The sequence below is a fragment of the Allobosea sp. 01N443 genome (assembly GCF_056399325.1).
The window spans coordinates 1-17,490 of sequence record NZ_JBFTRC010000016.1 but is presented as its reverse complement, the minus strand read 5'-3'; the positions used below and the strand labels follow the sequence as shown (position 1 = coordinate 17,490).

Genomic DNA, 17,490 nt, shown 5'->3' with positions numbered 1-17,490 from the left:
CCTCTCAGCCCGCGTCGCCGCCGAGCTCCGGCTGCAGCACGCCGCGCAGGACGCGCTGGCATTCCGTCATTTCGACGAGCGCGGCTCTCAGCAGGACAAGATCCTCGCCGAACTCGGCCCGGTGATCGGGCTCCTCCGGCTGCGCCGGCTCCATATCGAGCTGCCAGGGCAATTCATCGTCGGAGCCTTCCGGTGCGTTCGCCGGCGCGGGCCGACGCGGCGCCGGCACGGGTGCGGCAACCGCGGCGGGAGCCTGCCCGCCGATCGGCCCGCCCCGGCCAATGGCCTGGACATGGCGCGGCCCCTGATCCTTCAGGATCCGCTGCAAGCCCTTGATGGTATAGCCCTCGCCGTAAAGCAGCCGGCGAATGCCCTTCAGGAGGGCGACATCGTCCGGCCGGTAATAGCGCCGGCCGCCACCGCGCTTGAGTGGCTTGATCTGGGTAAAGCGCGTTTCCCAGAAACGCAGGACATGCTGGGGGATGTCGAGGTCGTCTGCGACCTCGCTGATTGTCCGGAAGGCATCTGGGCTCTTGGTGTCCAATTCGGCCTCTACGTTGCCGGTGTGGAACTCCAGACTCACTCCTCGTCGCCCTCGCCCGCCTGCCCGTTGATGCGCGCCTTCATCACATTCGAAGGCTTGAACACCATCACGCGACGCGGCTCGATGGGGACCTCAACGCCCGTTTTCGGATTACGCCCGATTCGCTCGCCTTTGTCTCGCACGACGAACGAGCCAAAGGACGATAATTTCACATTCTCGCCGCGCGCGACCGCATCGCAGATCTCGTCGAGCACCGCTTCGACAAGTTTCGACGACTCTGTCCGCGACAGACCGATCTTCTGATACACAGCCTCGCACAAATCGGCGCGAGTGACCGTTTGCCCCGCCATTCATAGCCTCCAAGGCGTTCATGGGCCGGTGACCTCGTCACCAGCCTTGCGCCATTACGGACGCCGGACGCTATGCGTCCCGGACGGTCCGGTCAATCCTCGAGCGCCGTTTAGTAGCGCCCTCGGTCGAAATGGCAAAAAAAGGGAAGAGAAACTGTCCTAAGTGCCAGCGTTCTCAGCTGAAATGCTCACCAGCGGATCAAGGCCGACCCCCAGGTGAAGCCGCCGCCCATCGCCTCGATCAGGACGAGCTGGCCGGGCTGGATTCGCCCGTCGTGATGGGCCTCCGCCAGAGCCAGCGGAATCGAGGCGGCCGAGGTGTTGCCGTGCCTGTCGACGGTCACCACGACGCGGTCATGCGCGATGCCGAGCTTGTCGGCGGTGGCATCGATGATGCGCCGGTTGGCCTGGTGCGGCACGAACCAGTCGATGTCGTTGCCGCTGAGCCCGGTCGCGGCGAAGGTGTGGCGGACGGTATCGGCGAGGTTCTGCACCGCATGGCGGAAGACCTCCTTGCCCTCCATGCGCAGGAAACCGACCGTCTTGGTCGAGCCTGCGCCGCCATCGACATAGAGCTTGTTCTTGTAGCGCCCGTCGGAGCGGATATGCGTTGTCAGRACACCGCGGTCGGCCAGCGTGCCCTCCCCCTGCTCCGCCTTGAGCACGACGGCACCGGCGCCATCGCCGAACAGGACGCAGGTGGTGCGGTCTTCCCAGTCGAGAATCCGGGAGAAGGTCTCGGCGCCGATCACGAGCGCGGCGCGGGCACTGCCCGTCTTGATGAAATTATCCGCGGTCGCGAGGCCGAAGACGAAGCCGGAGCAGACCGCCTGCAGGTCGAAGGCCGCGCCTTCGGTGATGCCCAGCGCCGCCTGGATCTGGGTCGCGGTTGCCGGAAAGGTATGGTCCGGCGTCGCGGTCGCGACGATGATCAGGTCGATCTCGGAGGCATCCATGCCGGCATCGGCCAGGGCCGCCTGCGCCGCCCTGAGGCCGACGACCGAGGTCGGCTCGTCATCGGCCGCAATATGGCGCTGGCGGATACCGGTGCGCTGGACGATCCACTCGTCGGTCGTGTCGACGCGCTCGGCAAGCTCGGCATTGGTGACGATGCGCTCCGGCAGATAGGAGCCGCATCCGCAAACCACAGATCGCAGAATGGACAAGTCAGAGATCCCTATTCGACGGCAGCGGCCTGAGGCGCCGTCTCCGGCTGCACCGAGGCAGCCACCATCTCGCGCAGCTTGGCCATCAGGTCATCGCGCGCCATCTCATAAGCCAGTTCGGTCGCGCTGGCGAAACCGATCGCGTCCGTCCCGCCATGGCTCTTGATGACGATGCCTTCGAGCCCGAGGAAGACGCCGCCATTGACCTTGCGCGGATCCATCTTGTCCTTCAACGCGGCAAATGCGCCACGTGCGAAGAGATAGCCGATCTTGGCCATCAGCGACCGGCTCATCGCGGCGCGCAGATACTCGCCGATCTGCCGGGCGGTGCCCTCGGCCGTCTTCAGGGCGATGTTGCCGGTGAAGCCCTCGGTCACCACGACGTCGACCGTGCCCTTGCCGAGGTCGTCGCCCTCGACGAAGCCGCGATAGTCGAGATGCGGCAGGTTGCCCTCGCGCAGGATGCGACCGGCCTCCTTGACGGCCTCGACGCCCTTGATCTCCTCGACTCCGACATTGAGCAGGCCGACGGTCGGCCGGTCGAGATCGAAGACGACGCGGGCCATGGCCGCGCCCATCACCGCGAGATCGACGAGATGGCGCGCATCGGCGCCGATCGTCGCGCCGACATCGAGCACCACGCTCTCGCCGCGCACCGTCGGCCAGAGCGCCGCGATCGCCGGGCGGTCGACCTGCGGCATCGACTTCAGGCAGAATTTCGACATCGCCATCAGCGCGCCGGTATTGCCGGCCGAGACCGTGACATCGGCCTCTCCGGTCTTGGTCGCGTCGATGGCACGCCACATCGAGGACTTGTAACGGCCATAGCGCAGGGCCTGGCTCGGCTTGTCGTCCATCTTCACCGACACTTCGGTGTGGTGGAAGGTCGTCACCGCCTTGAGCTTCGGGTGGGCCTCCAGAAGCGGCAGGACCTGGGCCTGATCGCCGAAGATGACGAAGCGCGCGTCGGGCCGCCGCTCGAKGGTCAGCGCCGCGCCTGGCACGACGACGGCAGGGCCATGGTCCCCGCCCATCGCATCGAGCGCGATTGTAACTGGTCGTTTCATTGGGTGCTGATTGTTCCCGAGGGGCTCGGCCGCTGTGGCGCAAAATAGGGCGGCGGCGGASAATAGCGACTTGGCGAGCCGCCGCAAGCCACTGCGCGTGCCGGTAAAGCCGTCATTCGCCGCGTTTCAGTTTGGCCAGGGCCGCAAAGGGCGATGCAAGCGCCGGGTCGTCGACCTGCGCTTCGAAATTCACTCCGGGCTTGCGCGGATAGGGATCGAGCCCGAGCGCCAGGAACTCGAGGGTGATCGCGCCAAGGTCGATCATGCCGTCGATGATCGGCTCCGGCGGGTCCTCCTCGTTGAGCATGACCTCGATGTCGATCTCGCCCTTCTTCTCGTCCTCCTCCTCGCGGCGGGCGGCGGCGAGAACCTCGGCCTCCGGCGCGAAATCGAGTTTCACGGGCAGCTTGATGCTGACCGGGAAGGCCTCGAGCGTGATGATGCAGGTCTGATGCAGCTGCGCCGCGATCTCGCCCTCCAGCTTCACGCGCTCGCCATTGCGGGCGAGTTCATAGCGCGCCTCGAGCGCTTCGATCGAAGGCAGGTCGAGCGCACGGGCGAGCCCGACGAGCGCAGAGCCCTCGGGCCTGACCACGATATGGGTGCCACGCGGCTTGATCGTCTCGACGCGGACGGGCTGGCTCAGCGGCAAGGCACGAGCGGAATCAGACACTGGGGGTACTTTCGTGAACCGGGAATGCAGGAAAGAGAGTCTCCTGCCCCAAAATTGCGTCAAGATCGAGCTGCGACAGACGTTCCAGCGCCTGGCCGACATAATCGGCCAGGGCTGTCGCCCCCTCGCCCGGGCTGACATTGCGGCGCAAGGCCTCGGCCAGCGCGCCCGGCTCAGGCGCAGCGAGCGCACTCTCATAGGCCTTGATGCGGCCGTAGAAGCTCTGCCCGATCTTCTTCATGCGCTTGGGCACGGCGATGTCGCTGATCCCGCCCTGGCGGAAGCCGAGCTCAAGATAGGCGAAGCAGGCATCGACGAAATCCTGCGCCAGATCGCTGGCCGGCGCCGGAAGTTCGCGCAGGCGCCGCAGAATCAGGAAGGCATGCAGCGTCAGCGATTCGAAGCGCCCTTCGAACGTGTCGGGGATGCCGCCGCCGATATAAAGACCGGGCTGGCGCGACGCGTCAGCCACGCGGGCCAGCAGCGCCTCGACCGGCGCGAGCCTTTTTGCGCGTTTTCCGAACAAGCCGAAGATCACCAGCGCATCTCCGCTCGCCGCCACTGCCTTGCCAAAGCCATTCTCGGGCGTTACGCCAACCTCTACCCGTTTGACAAGCGGCTTCGGATACCTCCTTGCCCACTCTGCTCCTGGATTCTCCCGCATGATCGACATGACCCGCCGCGCGGCCCTCTTCGGCCTTCTCGCGACCTCGTCACTCGCTCTAGCCGGATGCGGAGCAGATCGGGGCGGATTCGTCCTGCCGACATCGGCGGGGCTGAACGAACAATACACCCGCGGCTTCGTCATGGACGAGCGCCTGGTCGCGCAGATCAAGACCGGCATGGACGTGCAGCAGGTGCTGACCATACTGGGCACGCCCTCGACGACCTCGACCGTCGGGAACCGGACCTTCTACTATATCAGCCAGACGGTGCGCCGGCGCTTCCAGTTCCAGGAACCCAGCGTCATCGACCAGAAGGTGCTGGTGATCTATTTCAACAAGTCCTTCAAGGTCGAGCGCATCGCCCAGTACGGCCTCCAGGACGGCGTGATCTTCGACTTCATCAGCCGCACCACCGTCACCGGCGGCGAGGAGCAGAGCTTCCTGCGCAACCTCTTCCGCGGCGTCACCAAGTTCTCGCCGCTCGGCGGCCTGGGCGGGGCCAGCAACTGAGCCGACCCGACCGGAATGACCGAACACGAGAAACCCCTGCGGCCCACGCCGCAGGGGTTTTTCTTTGGGTTGCGGCATTCGCCAGAGCATCGGACCGAAAGGTGGAATCCGGTTTTCGGAAAAATCCGATGCTTGACCAAAGAGCTCGATCGCCGCTCCTGCGTCCGAATGGACGCACGGCGATCTGGGCCGGCTGCGCCAGCTTGCGCTCGGGCAGCGTCATCGCGATCACGCCCAGGATGACCAGGGTGAGCCCCACCCAGGCCGTCGGGCTCAGGCGCTCGCCGAGGAAGACGATGCCGATCGCGACGCCGACCGGCACGCGCAGATAGGACACCGCCGTGGTGCCGACGGGACCAAGCGTCCGGATCAGCCGGAAATAGATGGCGAAGGCGAGCGCGGTCGAGACCGCCGCCAGCGCCAGGAGCGCGATCAGCGAATCCTGCGAAGGGCTCAGCGTCCAGGGCCGGTCGACGACCAGCGCGACCGGCGTGAGCAGGGCTGCCCCGCAGATCAGCGAACCGGCGGCGGGGATGAGCGGATCGAAGCCGGTGAAGTTGCGGCCGAACAGGGCAGCGCAGGCATAGCAGACCGTGGCAAGTACGATGGCGATCTGCGCGGCCAGTTCGCTGCCGAACCCGCCCAGCGTCTGCATGCCGACCACCAGGGTGATGCCAGCAAGCCCGGCTGCGACGCCGAAGGCCTTGCGCAGGTCGACCTCCCGGCTCCGCGTCAGCGCCAGCGTGATCAGGAAGACGAAGACCGGGGTCGTCGCATTCAGGATCGCGGCAAGGCCGGCATCGACGCTGCGCTCGGCCCAGGCGATCAGGGTGAAGGGAACGGCGCTGTTCAGGCAGGCCTGGAACAGGAACTTGCGCCAGCTGTCGAGGTCGCGCGGCAGCCTCAGGCCGCAGCAGCGGATGACCGCCAACAGGATCACGCCTGCGATCAGGGTACGCCCGGCAATCAGGGTCAGCGGCGGAATCGTCTCCACGCCGATCTTGATGAAGGTGTAGGAGCCGCCCCAGAGGGTGGCGAGCAGGACCAGCAGGGCAAGCTCGACGGCGTGCCCGGACTCGACCTCCCCGGACTTGACCTCGGCGGGTGCAGCAGCGGCCTGGATCGTCATGATGGCTCTCCTTCTGTTGGAGAGACCATGCCATCGCGGGCCGCCCGGAGCTTGCAGGAACGCTACGGTCCCGGCCGTAGCTTCAGATCCTGATTCAAGTGGTCGCCATCCTGATTCAAGACGGGCCGCCAAGCCGTTGCAACATCAAGGGAAAGCCCTTGAGCGATCAAAGAAGAACCCCGCGGATTGCTCCGCGGGGCAGTGTCTCCGTGCCGTGCCGACCGGCTCAGGAATGCGCCAGGATCGCCAGCAGCAGCAGCGCGATGATGTTGGTGATCTTGATCGCGGGGTTCACCGCCGGGCCGGCGGTATCCTTGTAGGGGTCGCCGACGGTGTCGCCGGTCACCGAGGCCTTGTGCGCCTCGGAGCCCTTCATGTGGCGCACGCCGTCCTTGTCGACGAAGCCGTCCTCGAAGCTCTTCTTGGCGTTGTCCCAGGCGCCGCCGCCCGAGGTCATCGAGATGGCGACGAAGATGCCGGTGACGATGACGCCCATCAGCATGGCACCGACCGAGGCGAAGGCCTGGTTGCGGCCGGCAATGGCGTTGATGGCGAAGAAGGTGACGATCGGCGCAAGGACCGGCAGCAGCGAGGGCACGATCATCTCCTTGATCGCGGCCTTGGTCAGCATGTCGACGGCGCGGCCGTAATCCGGCCTGTCCGTACCCAGCATGATGCCGGGCTTCTCCTTGAACTGGCGACGCACCTCCTCGACGACGGAGCCGGCGGCGCGGCCGACCGCGGTCATGCCCATGCCGCCGAAGAGGAAGGGGATGAGGCCGCCGAGCAGCAGGCCGACGACGACGAAGGGGTTGGACAGGCTGAAATCGACCGTGACGCCCYTGAAGTACTGGAAGCTGGTCGAGCCCGCCTTGTTGGCCTCGGCGATGAAGAAGTTCAGGTCCGAGGTGTAGGCTGCAAACAGCACCAGGGCGCCGAGACCGGCGGAGCCGATCGCATAGCCCTTGGTGACGGCCTTGGTGGTGTTGCCGACCGCATCGAGCGCATCGGTGGAGTGGCGCACCTCCTTGGGCAGGCCCGCCATCTCGGCGATGCCGCCGGCATTGTCGGTGACCGGGCCGAAGGCATCGAGCGCGACGACGACGCCGGCCAGCGCCAGCATGGCCGTGGTGGCGATTGCGATGCCGAACAGGCCGGCCAGCGTGTAGGAGACGATGATGCCGGCGATGATCACGATGGTCGGCGCCGCGGTCGATTCCAGCGAGACCGCGAGGCCCTGGATGACGTTGGTGCCATGGCCGGTGACCGACGCCTGGGCGATCGAGACCACCGGGCGCTTGCCGGTGCCGGTGTAGTATTCGGTGATGACGACGATGAAGAGCGTCACCGCGAGGCCGACCAGCGCGCAGCCGAACAGGTTGGCGGAGGTGAAGCTGACGCCCTGCCCCGTCGTGAACGCGGTGGAGAAGCTGCCGAACATCAGCCAGTTGACGATGGCGATCGCGCCGACCGACAACACGCCGGCGGCGATGAAGCCCTTGTAGAGCGCGCCCATGATCGACTGGTTGGCGCCGAGCTTGACGAAGAAGGTGCCGATGATCGAGGTTACGATGCAGGCCGCCCCGATCGCCATCGGATAGAGCATCATCGTGCCGAGCACCGGCTGGCCGGCGAAGAAGATCGCCGAGAGCACCATGGTGGCAACCAGCGTCACGGCATAGGTCTCGAACAGGTCGGCGGCCATGCCGGCGCAGTCGCCGACATTGTCACCGACATTGTCGGCGATGGTCGCGGGGTTGCGCGGATCATCCTCGGGAATGCCGGCTTCGACCTTGCCGACGAGATCGGCGCCAACATCCGCGCCCTTGGTGAAGATACCGCCGCCGAGGCGGGCGAAAATCGAGATCAGCGAGGCACCGAAGCCCAGCGCCACGAGCGAGTCGATGACGGTGCGGCTCGATGGGGAGAAGCCGAGGAACGAGGTCAGGACGCCGTAATAGACGGCGACGCCGAGCAGGGCGAGGCCGGCGACCAGCATGCCGGTGACCGCGCCCGCCTTGAAGGCGACATCGAGCCCGTCACCGAGCGACTTCATCGCCGCCTGCGCGGTGCGGACATTGGCACGGACCGAGACGTTCATGCCGATGAAGCCGGCCGCGCCGGAGAGGACGGCGCCGATCAGGAAGCCGATGCCGACCCATTGGCCGAGCAGATAGGTCAGGACCACGAAAAGCACCGCGCCGACCATGGCAATCGTAACGTATTGACGCTTCAGATAGGCCTGCGCGCCCTCGGCAACCGCGCCGGAGATTTCCTGCATGCGCTGGTTGCCGGCGTCGCGCTTCATGACATCGCCATAGGCCCAGATGCCGTAGGCTATCGATAGCGCACTCAAAACTATGATGATGAGCAAGGCTGACATTCGGGATTCCTGACCTCGAGCTTCCGTCCAACGGGGCTTCAGACCCCGAATTCATTCGGTTTCTTGGGTCCGGAGACGAAGAATACGGGTCGAGGGAATCGCGCCCGCGTCGCGCATCGCCAGTACCGGCCAACTTTCTGCCAAGCTTTCGACAGAATCGCAAACGCGGAGGCTGACAATTTTACGCAGATGTCAGGGCGAGCCGGCCCGCTTCGAGGCGCGGCCGGCCGTTCGGGAGGTCTATGCGGGCGTCAGAGCGCCACATCCCGGTTGACGTTCTTGTAAAGCAGATAGGCCGCATCGGCAAAGCCGGTCGGGTAGAATTGCTGCGGGCAGTAGCCGCCCATCCAGATGAAATCGCCGGCCCAGATCTCGTGCCATTCGGTGCCGAGGAAATAGAGCCCCTGCCCTTCCAGCATATAGAGCCCGTGCTCCATGACATGGGTCTCGACATCGGGGAAATGCGCGCCGGGCTTGAACCACATCAGGTTCATCTCGAAATCGAAGCGCATGTCGCCCCAGGGCAGCAGGAACTGGAAGCCGCGCCCTTCCGCCCCGGTATGGTTGGTGACCGGGATCTCGTCGCGATGCGACAGGATCGGCTCGGGCGCTGGCAGGCCGATCGCCTCGAAGCGCTTGCGCAGCCCGAGCACGCGCAAGGGCTCGAAACCGGTATTGCTCAGCGTGAAGGCGGTGCCAGGCGGGACATAGGCGAAGTGGCCCGGCCGCAGGTCAAGCGCCGGAGCATCCGCCATGACGAACCGGCCCTGGCCGGAGAGCACATAATAGAAATGCTGGATGCCCTCCTCGCGAAAGGCCTCGGGCGTGCCGCCGCCGGGTGCGATCTCGAGCAGGTACTGCGCGAACTGGGCGCCCAGCACCGGCGCAGCCAGGATCCGCACGATCGTCCCGCTGAAATGCGGCAGCCGGCTGATCAGCACGCCTTCGGGCGGCATGAACGCATAGTTCGGCCGCACCACACCGCGATTATGGCCAATGGCGCCGGGCGGAAACCGGCCTGTCGTGACGGGCAACTGGTGCGGGCGCATCGTATCTCCTGCCGGGTCCTGGGGGATGAAGCTTGTTCTGCGGAGCCTTGCGACCGGCCACGCGCCGGGCCGGCCCTCAGGCCAGCTGGACGCGCTTCTGCGTGGCCTGCCAGGCGACCAGCGCCAGCGCGACGGCCACCGGCGGGAAGACCAGCCAGTTGACGCTCTGCCAGCCGCCGGTGTTCAGCAGCCCGCCAGCCGAGAAGGAGGCGATCGCGACCGAGCCGAAGACGAGGAAGTCGTTGGCGGCCTGGACCTTGACGCGCTCCTCCGGGCGATAGCAGTCGGTGACCAGCGCCGTCGCACCGATGAAGCCGAAATTCCAGCCGATGCCGAGCAGGACCAGCGCGATCCAGAAATGCGCGACGCTGAGCCCGTTCAGGCCGACGACGGCGGCGCAGGCCAGCAGCAACAGGCCGGCCGCCGTGACCTTCTCCTTGCCGAAGCGGGCGATCAGCCGGCCGGTGAAGAAGCTCGGCCCGAACATCGAGAGCACGTGCCACTGAATGCCGAGCGCAGCATCGCCGATGCTGTGGCCGCAGCCGACCATGGCCAGCGGCGCAGCCGTCATCACGAAGCTCATCAGGCCATAGGAGACCAGTGCAGCCGTGACCGAGGCGATGAATTTGGGCTGGCGCATGATCTCGGAAAGCGGCCGGCCGCCGCTCGAACGCACGGCCGCAACCGGCGGGGCGCGCAGCATCATGACGACGCCGATCGCCAGCAGCGCGAGCAGCCCCTGCGCCATGAAGCTGGCGGCGAAGGGCGCGTCCGGCGTCAGGTCGCGGGTCCAGTAGACCGATTGCGGGCCGATGACGCCCGCGGCAAGCCCGCCGATCATGACCCAGGAGATGGCGCGCGGCTTGAAGCTCTCGCTCGCAGTGTCAGCCGCCGCGAAGCGGTAGCTCTGCACGAAGGCGCCATAGAGGCCGCACATGAAGGTGCCGAGGCAGAACAGCCAGAAGATCCGGCTCCCCGTGCCGGCGGCGGCGATGCTGGAGGCGATGACGCCGGTCAGCGCCCCGATGAGATAGCCGTTGCGGCGGCCGAGCCGGCGCATCAGCATCGCGGCGGGGATGACGCCGCAAGCGATGCCGAGCTGCATCAGGCTGACCGGTACGGTCGCGAAGGTCTTGTCGGTGACGAGCTGCGAGCCGACGATGCCGCCGAGCGAGACCACGATCGCCGGGTTCGCGCCGCCGAACGCCTGGGCGCAGGCGAGGACGAGGGCATTGCGCTTCGCCAGGGCATCGCCCTCGGCCACGGAAACATGCTGGTTCATCGCTGGGGCCGTCGTTCACATACCGGGCGGCCTGAGCGAGCGGCCCTCAGAAATGGGCGAAGGAGCCTTGCGCGAAGCTGCGCGCCCTGCCCCGTTCGAGATAACGCACCACGCCCAGCTCGGACGTGACCCGGCCGATGCAGGCGAGTCCAAGACCCGTCGCCTCGGCCGCAGCAGCCATAGCAGGAAATTCCCTTTCTGAGGCCGTGCAGAGAATTTCGTAGTCGTCTCCGCCGGTCCAGGCCAGTTCCGCCAGAGCGGGGTCAGCCATGATCGCGGCGCGGGCCGGGGCCGAGAGCGGAACGGTATCGAGATCGATCTCGGCCCCGATACCGGACGCCGCAACCAGCTTGGCGAGGTCGCCGACGAGCCCGTCCGAGACATCCATGGCGGACGAGGCATGATCCTGCAGGGCAGCCGCCAGCGCCAGGCGCGGGCGCGGATGCAGGTAGCGGTCGGCGAGATAGGCGCGATCGGGCTCGCTAAGTCCGGCGACCCAGTCCGGCTTGGCCGGCGCATGGACCTTGAGGCCGAGCGCGCCGTCGCCGATCGTGCCGGAGACGAGGACAAGATCGCCTGGCTTGGCGCCCGAGCGCAGCACCATGCGCCCGGCCGGAACGCTGCCGAAGGCAGTGATCGAGAGCGTCAGCGGCCCCGGCGTCGAAACGGTATCGCCGCCGACGAGCGGACAGGCGCTCTCGGCCGCGATCTCCCCCAGCCCCTGGGCGAAGCCCGCGAGCCAGGGCTCGGTCCAGCCCTTGGGCAGGACCAGCGAGAGCACGAAGCCCAAGGGAGATGCCCCCTTGGCCGCCAGGTCCGACAGGTTGACCGCGAGCGCCTTGCGGGCGATCGAGGCTGGCGGATCGTCGGGCAGGAAATGCACGCCTGCGACCAGCGCATCCGTCGTGACCACAAGCTCGAAGCCGCGCGCCGGGCGCAGCAACCCGGCATCGTCGCGCAGGCCAAGGCCGCCCGCACCGGCGATCGGCGCGAAATAGCGCGCAATCAGTTCGAACTCGCCGGGTCGTTGGGGAGCGCCGGCCATCAGCGCGTCAGGCGGCCGGCGTGTCGAATTCGTCGGCGCGGAAGTCGCGGGCCATCTTGTCGAGCACGGCGTTGATCATGCCGATCTCCTCGCCTTCGTAGAAGGCACGGGCGACCGCGACATATTCGGAGATCACGGCGCGCGCCGGCACATCCTTGCGGAAGGCGAGTTCATAGGCGCCGCCGCGCAGGATGGCGCGCACCACGGCTTCGACGCGCTTGAGCGGCCAGCCCGCGGCGAGAACGTCATCGACCRAGCGGTCGATCAGGCGCTGTTCGCGGACGACGCCGCCGAGCAGGTCCCGGAAGAAGGCGATCTCAGCCTTGGGAAGCTCGATATCCTCGACCTCCTTGCCGATCCAGAACGCCTCGAACTCGGCCATCGCCTCGATGACGCCGCGTCCGCCGATCTCCATCTCATAGAGCGCCTGCACGACGGAGAGCCGTGCACCGCGACGCAGTTCCGCGCGGCTCATGAGGATTTGTCCGCGAGCGAGCGCTTGTAACGCAGGACGGCGAGCGCCGCTTCCGCCGCGCCGCCGCCCTTGTCCATGTCGGCACGATTGGCGCGGGCCCAGGCCTGGGCATCGTTCTCGACGGTCAGGATGCCGTTGCCGAGCGGCATGGCATAGGCCACCGAGACATCCATCAGCGCGCGCGAGCTTTCGCCGGCGACGATGTCGTAATGGCCGGTCTCGCCACGGATGACGGTGCCGAGCGCGACAACCGCCTCATAGGGGTCGATTGCCTCGTCGGCGGCCCGCAGGCCGATGACGATCGCGGTCGGGATTTCGAGCGCGCCGGGCACGGTCACGACGTCGACGCGGCACTCGGCCTTGTCGAGCACCGCGAGCGCGCCTTCGAGCAGCTCGTCAGCCAGCTTGTCATAGAAGCGCGCCTCGACGACGAGCACGCGTGCGCCGTCCAGGGGAGCGGCGGGAGTTGCGGCCTTATCGGCCGAGATCTGCCGGGGTCCGGCCATCGTTCTTATCCTTGTTGGATTTCAAGTCGGCTGGTTACCCCCCCGGGCTCGCCTCCGCAAGCCGCGCGGCATACCGCGCCATCAGATCGACCTCGACATGAATGCGGTCCCCCTGCTTGCGCTCGCCCCAGGTGGTGACGCTGAAGGAGTGCGGAATCAGCAGGACGGTGAAGACATCGTCCTCGACGCTGTTGACCGTGAGCGAGGTGCCATCGAGGCAAATCGAGCCCTTGGTCGCGATGAAACGCGGCAAACCCTGCGGCGCGCGGATATGGAAGCGCGCGGTTGCGCCCCAGGGCTCGTCGGGATCGGCCGCGATCGGCTCGATCTTCAGGATCGTGCCGACGCCGTCGACATGACCGGTCACCAGATGGCCGCCCAGCTCGTCGCCCATTTTCAGCGAGCGTTCGAGATTGACCTTCGTGCCCGCCTCCCACTCCCCGGCGAGGGTCTTGGACAAGGTCTCGGCAGCGGCCTCGACCTGGAAGATGCAGCCCCCCTCGCCATCTTCGCGGGGCTTCAGAGCCGTCACCGTCAGGCAGATGCCGGCGCAGCAGATCGATGCGCCGATCTCGATTCCCGCGGCCTCGTACGGGCTCGCAATCGCAAGCCGCTTCAGGCTCGGCCCCTTGTTCTGGGCCTCCACGATCGTGCCAATGGCGGTGACGATGCCGGTGAACATCAGGCAATCCTCTCATAACGCTCGAAACGGTCGTGGCCGATCAGGCCACTCTCCGCAAGCCGGTACAGATCGGGGTCGGCCAGCAATCCGGCAAGGGCCGGACGGACGGCGACGATTCCGGGCGAACCCAGCATACGCGGCGAGGTCGAAACGATGACCTCATCAGTCAGGCCCGCCAAAGCCAGTTTCTCGCCGATCGTCGGGCCGCCTTCGGAAAAGACCCGGTTGATGCCGCGCGCGCCGAGCAAATGCAGGGCCTCGCGGAGATCGAGATGACCGTCCGGTCCGGCTGAGACGCGCATGACCTCGACACCTGCCGCGACCAGCTCGGCCTCGTTCGCAACAGGGGCCGTTTCCGCCGCGATCACCCAGACCGGAACCTCGCCTGCCGACTGCACGAGCCGGGAGCCCGGCGGCAGGCGCAGATGCGAATCGAGGATGACCCTGATCGGCGAGCGATGCGCCATTCCCGGCAGGCGGACCGTCAGCATCGGATTATCGGCGAGCACCGAACCGACGCCGAGCATGATCGCGTCGTGATGCGCCCGCTGGAGATGGACCCAGCCATTCGCAGCCTGGCAGGACACCGCGATGGGGCCGCCTGCCGCGCTGCCCGCATAGCCGTCGGCCGTGCGCGCCACCTTGAAGGTCACCATCGGCCGCCCCTCGGTGATGCGCAGGACATAGCCGCGATGGGTGTGCCTGGCCTCGTCTTCGAGAACGCCGGTGGTGACGCTGATGCCAGCGCTGCGCAACAGCGCGAAGCCGAGCCCGCGAAAGCGCGGATTCGGATCGGCCATCGCCACCACGACCCGCTTCACGCCGGCCCGAATGGTGCGCTCGACGCAAGGCGTCGCGGCGCGGATGGTGCGGTGGGAGCAGGGTTCGAGCGTGACATAGAGCGTGCCGCCCGTCGCGGCAGCGCCTGCCCGGTCGAAGGCATGGGCCTCGCCATGGGGCCGGCCACCGATCTGGGTGTGGCCGCGTGCGATCACGACGGGGCCGTCCGGCATGTCCTGCGTGATCAGCGCGCCGACGCTAGGGTTCGTGCCGGTGGTGCCCAGCCCGCGCGCGCCATAGGCGAGGGTCTGCTGCATGAAGGCGCGGTCGAGCGCGCTCTGCTCAGTCATCGCCACGAATGGGCGGAACCACGCCGGCAGCCTCGATCTCGTCGCCGCTGAGCTGGCCGAGCAGCTCCTCGAAATCGCGGGCCTCGCGGAAATTCTTGTAGACCGATGCGAAGCGGACATAGGCGACATCGTCGAGGGATTTCAGCCCCTCCATCACCAGTTCGCCGATGGTGGAGCTCGAAACCTCGCCCTCGCCCGAACTCTCGAGCTGGCGGACGATGCCGTTGACCATGCGCTCGACGCGCTCCGGCGCGACCGGGCGCTTGCGCAAGGCGACCTCGATCGAGGTCTGCAGCTTGTCGCGGTCGAAGAGTGTGCGCCGGCCGGAGCGCTTCACCACGGTGAGCTCGCGCAGCTGCACGCGCTCGAAGGTGGTGAAGCGGCCGCCGCAGTCAGGGCAGACGCGGCGGCGGCGGATCGAGGCGTGATCGTCGGTGGGACGCGAGTCCTTCACCTGGGTCTCGAGGGAGCCGCAATAGGGACAGCGCATCGCGGCTCTTCTCCTTCAGGCGACGGGGTCGCCTTGTCTTCAATAGATCGGGAAACGTGCCGTCAGCTCGTGGGCCTTGGCCTTCACCGCCTGCTCGACGGCGTCATTGCCTTCCTCGCCATGCGCGGCGAGCCCGTCCAGCACCTCGGCGATCAGCTCGCCGACACGCTGGAACTCGGCGACGCCGAAGCCGCGCGAGGTCGCAGCCGGCGTGCCCAGGCGGATGCCGGAGGTGACCATCGGCTTCTCCGGATCGAAGGGAATGCCGTTCTTGTTGCAGGTGATATGGGCGCGACCAAGCGCTGCTTCCGCAGCCTTTCCGGTAATCTTCTTGGAGCGCAGGTCGACCAGCATGAGGTGGTTGTCGGTACCGCCGGTGACGAGGTCGAAGCCCTTGGTCTTCAGCGTCTCGGCCAGCGCCTTGGCGTTCTCGACGACGGCGCGGGCGTAGATCTTGAACTCCGGCTGCAGCGCCTCGTGGAACGAGACCGCCTTGGCGGCGATGACATGCATCAGGGGGCCGCCCTGGATGCCGGGGAAGATCGCCGAGTTGATCTTCTTCGCCAGCGCCTCGTCATTGGTCAGGATCATGCCGCCGCGCGGACCGCGCAGGGTCTTGTGCGTGGTGGTGGTGACGACATGGGCGTGCGGGAACGGCGAGGGATGCGCGCCGCCCGCCACCAGGCCGGCGAAATGCGCGATGTCGACCATGAAATAGGCGCCGACCTTGTCGGCGATCTCGCGGAAGCGGGCGAAATCCCAATGACGGGCATAGGCCGAGCCACCGGCGACGATGACCTTGGGCTTGTGCTCGACGGCGAGGCGCTCCATCGCATCATAATCGATGGTCTGGTCGACGACGCAGACGCCGTAGGGCACGACCTTGAACCACTTGCCGGACTGGTTGACCGGGGCGCCATGGGTGAGATGGCCGCCGGCAGCGAGATCGAGGCCCATGAAGGTGTCGCCGGGCTGCATCAGCGCCATGAACACGGCCTGATTGGCCTGGCTGCCGGAATTCGGCTGGACATTGGCGAACTGGCAGTCGAACAGGCGGCAGGCGCGCTCGATCGCCAGCTTCTCGGCGATATCGACGAACTGGCAGCCGCCGTAATAGCGGCGGCCCGGATAGCCTTCCGCGTATTTGTTGGTCATCACCGAGCCCTGCGCCTCGAGCACGGCGCGCGACACGATGTTCTCCGAGGCGATCAGCTCGATCTCGTCGCGCTGGCGACCGAGCTCGAGACCGATGGCACGCGAGATCTCCGGATCGGAATCGGCGAGCGAAGCGCCGAAGAATGAGTTCGAGAGATGCTTCTCGGCAGCGGCGTCACGACTCATGGGATGCTCCATCGGCGCTTCGGATTGCCGCAGGGGCCGGCAAGGGCCATGCGGCAGCCACGCAGTTCTGGCTGTTGCGGAATCTCGCGGCCGAGCCCGCTATCGCGCGCTCCGTAGCACGGTGGGGGCCGCCATTCCAAGGGCCGATGCGGGGTGACATGAGCGCGCGCCGCCTGCACAAAGGGCGGCGACAGCAGCCAGCAAGGAATTGAACGTGACGCAAGACATCGCCGGGAATGCTCCACCTGCCAGGCGCTCGCCATTGAAGGCCCTGCTGGCGAGCGAAGCGGCCGGCGGTCTCCTGCTCATGGGCGTGGCTGCGATAGCCCTGCTGATCGCCAATTCGCCGGCCGCGCCCGCCTATTTCAAGCTGCTCGGCAGCTATGTCGGCGGCCTCAGCGTGCTGCACTGGGTCAATGACGGGCTGATGGCGATCTTCTTCCTGCTCGTCGGGCTGGAGATCAAACGCGAATTCATCGAGGGGCAGCTCTCGACCTGGTCGCGACGCGCCCTGCCCGGCATTGCGGCGCTCGGCGGCATGATCGCGCCCGCCCTGATCTATCTTGCGCTGACGCGCGGAGACCCGGTCGCGATGCGCGGCTGGGCGATCCCGGCGGCAACCGATATCGCCTTCGCGCTCGGCGTGCTCGCCCTGCTCGGGCCCCGCGTGCCGGTCTCGCTCAAGGTCTTCCTGACCGCGCTCGCGATTCTCGACGATCTCGGCGCCGTCCTGATCATCGCCTTGTTCTATACCAGCGAGATCTCGCTGCCGATGCTCGGCATGGCGGGCTTGTGCCTTGCCGTCCTGATCGTTCTCAACCGGACGAACGTGACGCGAATCTGGCTCTATCTCGCCATCGGCGCGTTGCTCTGGTTCTTCCAGCTGAAATCGGGCGTGCACGCGACGCTGGCGGGCGTCATCCTGGCGCTGACGATCCCGATCGGCGACGGCAGCGGCAGCGACGAGCCCGAGCATTCCCCACTGCACATGCTCGAGCACAAG

At 66.8% G+C, this 17,490-nt stretch carries 18 protein-coding genes and 1 pseudogene; 2 read left to right on the top strand and 17 right to left on the bottom strand.

The features are described from left to right. Positions 1 to 4: 4 nt before the first annotated feature. From AC1DRP_RS07005 to AC1DRP_RS06980, 6 genes are all read right to left on the bottom strand, one after another. Complete coding sequence (locus tag AC1DRP_RS07005; protein ID WP_441488680.1) at positions 5 to 583, bottom strand: MerR family transcriptional regulator; 579 nt, start codon at positions 581 to 583, stop codon at positions 5 to 7. Beyond that, the gene (locus AC1DRP_RS07000; RefSeq protein WP_069876977.1) at positions 580 to 894 is read right to left on the bottom strand and encodes an integration host factor subunit alpha; all 315 of its coding nucleotides are present in this window, start codon (positions 892 to 894) and stop codon (positions 580 to 582) included. Before AC1DRP_RS07000 ends, AC1DRP_RS07005 begins: the two co-directional genes overlap by 4 nt. A 188-nt stretch (positions 895 to 1,082) precedes the next feature. After that, entirely contained in the window at positions 1,083 to 2,060 is a 978-nt protein-coding gene (locus tag AC1DRP_RS06995; protein WP_441504740.1) for a beta-ketoacyl-ACP synthase III, read from the bottom strand. 11 nt (positions 2,061 to 2,071) lie between these two features. Next, positions 2,072 to 3,127 carry a phosphate acyltransferase PlsX gene (gene plsX / locus AC1DRP_RS06990; RefSeq protein ID WP_476768167.1) on the bottom strand — a complete coding sequence of 352 codons (1,056 nt, stop codon included), beginning with the start codon at positions 3,125 to 3,127 and terminating at the stop codon, positions 2,072 to 2,074. 112 nt (positions 3,128 to 3,239) lie between these two features. Further along, positions 3,240 to 3,800 carry a YceD family protein gene (locus AC1DRP_RS06985; protein ID WP_441504741.1) on the bottom strand — a complete coding sequence of 187 codons (561 nt, stop codon included), beginning with the start codon at positions 3,798 to 3,800 and terminating at the stop codon, positions 3,240 to 3,242. Beyond that, complete coding sequence (locus tag AC1DRP_RS06980; protein ID WP_476768166.1) at positions 3,793 to 4,608, bottom strand: ubiquinol-cytochrome C chaperone family protein; 816 nt, start codon at positions 4,606 to 4,608, stop codon at positions 3,793 to 3,795. The genes AC1DRP_RS06985 and AC1DRP_RS06980 overlap by 8 nt, the downstream gene beginning before the upstream one ends. Between AC1DRP_RS06980 and AC1DRP_RS06975 the strand changes: the two genes are divergently transcribed. Next, positions 4,607 to 4,975 (top strand): outer membrane protein assembly factor BamE, encoded by a 369-nt coding sequence (locus AC1DRP_RS06975; protein WP_476768165.1) that lies wholly within the window; start codon positions 4,607 to 4,609, stop codon positions 4,973 to 4,975. The two genes, AC1DRP_RS06980 and AC1DRP_RS06975, sit on opposite strands and share 2 nt — an antisense overlap. 193 nt (positions 4,976 to 5,168) lie before the next feature. On the opposite strand, the pseudogene AC1DRP_RS06970 reads toward AC1DRP_RS06975, so the two are convergent. From AC1DRP_RS06970 to glyA, 11 genes and pseudogenes are all read right to left on the bottom strand, one after another. Further along, a pseudogene (locus AC1DRP_RS06970) lies at positions 5,169 to 6,104 on the bottom strand (DMT family transporter); the annotation flags it as partial. 226 nt (positions 6,105 to 6,330) lie between these two features. Continuing rightward, positions 6,331 to 8,487 carry a sodium-translocating pyrophosphatase gene (locus AC1DRP_RS06965; RefSeq protein ID WP_476768164.1) on the bottom strand — a complete coding sequence of 719 codons (2,157 nt, stop codon included), beginning with the start codon at positions 8,485 to 8,487 and terminating at the stop codon, positions 6,331 to 6,333. Between the two features lie 251 nt (positions 8,488 to 8,738). Continuing rightward, entirely contained in the window at positions 8,739 to 9,536 is a 798-nt protein-coding gene (allE, locus tag AC1DRP_RS06960; RefSeq protein WP_441504744.1) for a (S)-ureidoglycine aminohydrolase, read from the bottom strand. Between the two features lie 76 nt (positions 9,537 to 9,612). Continuing rightward, entirely contained in the window at positions 9,613 to 10,818 is a 1,206-nt protein-coding gene (locus tag AC1DRP_RS06955; RefSeq protein ID WP_441488689.1) for an MFS transporter, read from the bottom strand. A gap of 46 nt (positions 10,819 to 10,864) precedes the next feature. Continuing rightward, a complete protein-coding gene (gene thiL, locus AC1DRP_RS06950; RefSeq protein ID WP_441504745.1) occupies positions 10,865 to 11,863 on the bottom strand; it encodes a thiamine-phosphate kinase in 999 nt (332 codons plus the stop codon). 7 nt (positions 11,864 to 11,870) lie between these two features. Next, on the bottom strand, positions 11,871 to 12,338 hold the full coding sequence (gene nusB, locus AC1DRP_RS06945; protein ID WP_476768163.1) for a transcription antitermination factor NusB: 468 nt from the start codon (positions 12,336 to 12,338) through the stop codon (positions 11,871 to 11,873). Next, the gene (ribH, locus tag AC1DRP_RS06940) at positions 12,335 to 12,844 is read right to left on the bottom strand and encodes a 6,7-dimethyl-8-ribityllumazine synthase (protein ID WP_441504746.1); all 510 of its coding nucleotides are present in this window, start codon (positions 12,842 to 12,844) and stop codon (positions 12,335 to 12,337) included. The genes nusB and ribH overlap by 4 nt, the downstream gene beginning before the upstream one ends. A gap of 34 nt (positions 12,845 to 12,878) precedes the next feature. Beyond that, on the bottom strand, positions 12,879 to 13,526 hold the full coding sequence (locus AC1DRP_RS06935; protein ID WP_441504747.1) for a riboflavin synthase: 648 nt from the start codon (positions 13,524 to 13,526) through the stop codon (positions 12,879 to 12,881). Further along, positions 13,526 to 14,656, bottom strand: a complete 1,131-nt coding sequence (ribD, locus tag AC1DRP_RS06930) for a bifunctional diaminohydroxyphosphoribosylaminopyrimidine deaminase/5-amino-6-(5-phosphoribosylamino)uracil reductase RibD (RefSeq protein ID WP_476768162.1) — start codon at positions 14,654 to 14,656, stop codon at positions 13,526 to 13,528. The genes AC1DRP_RS06935 and ribD overlap by 1 nt, the downstream gene beginning before the upstream one ends. Further along, on the bottom strand, positions 14,649 to 15,146 hold the full coding sequence (gene nrdR / locus AC1DRP_RS06925) for a transcriptional regulator NrdR (protein ID WP_441488694.1): 498 nt from the start codon (positions 15,144 to 15,146) through the stop codon (positions 14,649 to 14,651). The genes ribD and nrdR overlap by 8 nt, the downstream gene beginning before the upstream one ends. Before the next feature lie 39 nt (positions 15,147 to 15,185). After that, entirely contained in the window at positions 15,186 to 16,487 is a 1,302-nt protein-coding gene (glyA, locus tag AC1DRP_RS06920; RefSeq protein ID WP_441504749.1) for a serine hydroxymethyltransferase, read from the bottom strand. A 214-nt stretch (positions 16,488 to 16,701) separates the two neighbouring features. Here glyA and nhaA point away from each other — a divergent pair. Next, on the top strand, positions 16,702 to 17,490 hold a 789-nt coding region (gene nhaA / locus AC1DRP_RS06915), incomplete at its 3' end, for a Na+/H+ antiporter NhaA (RefSeq protein WP_476768161.1).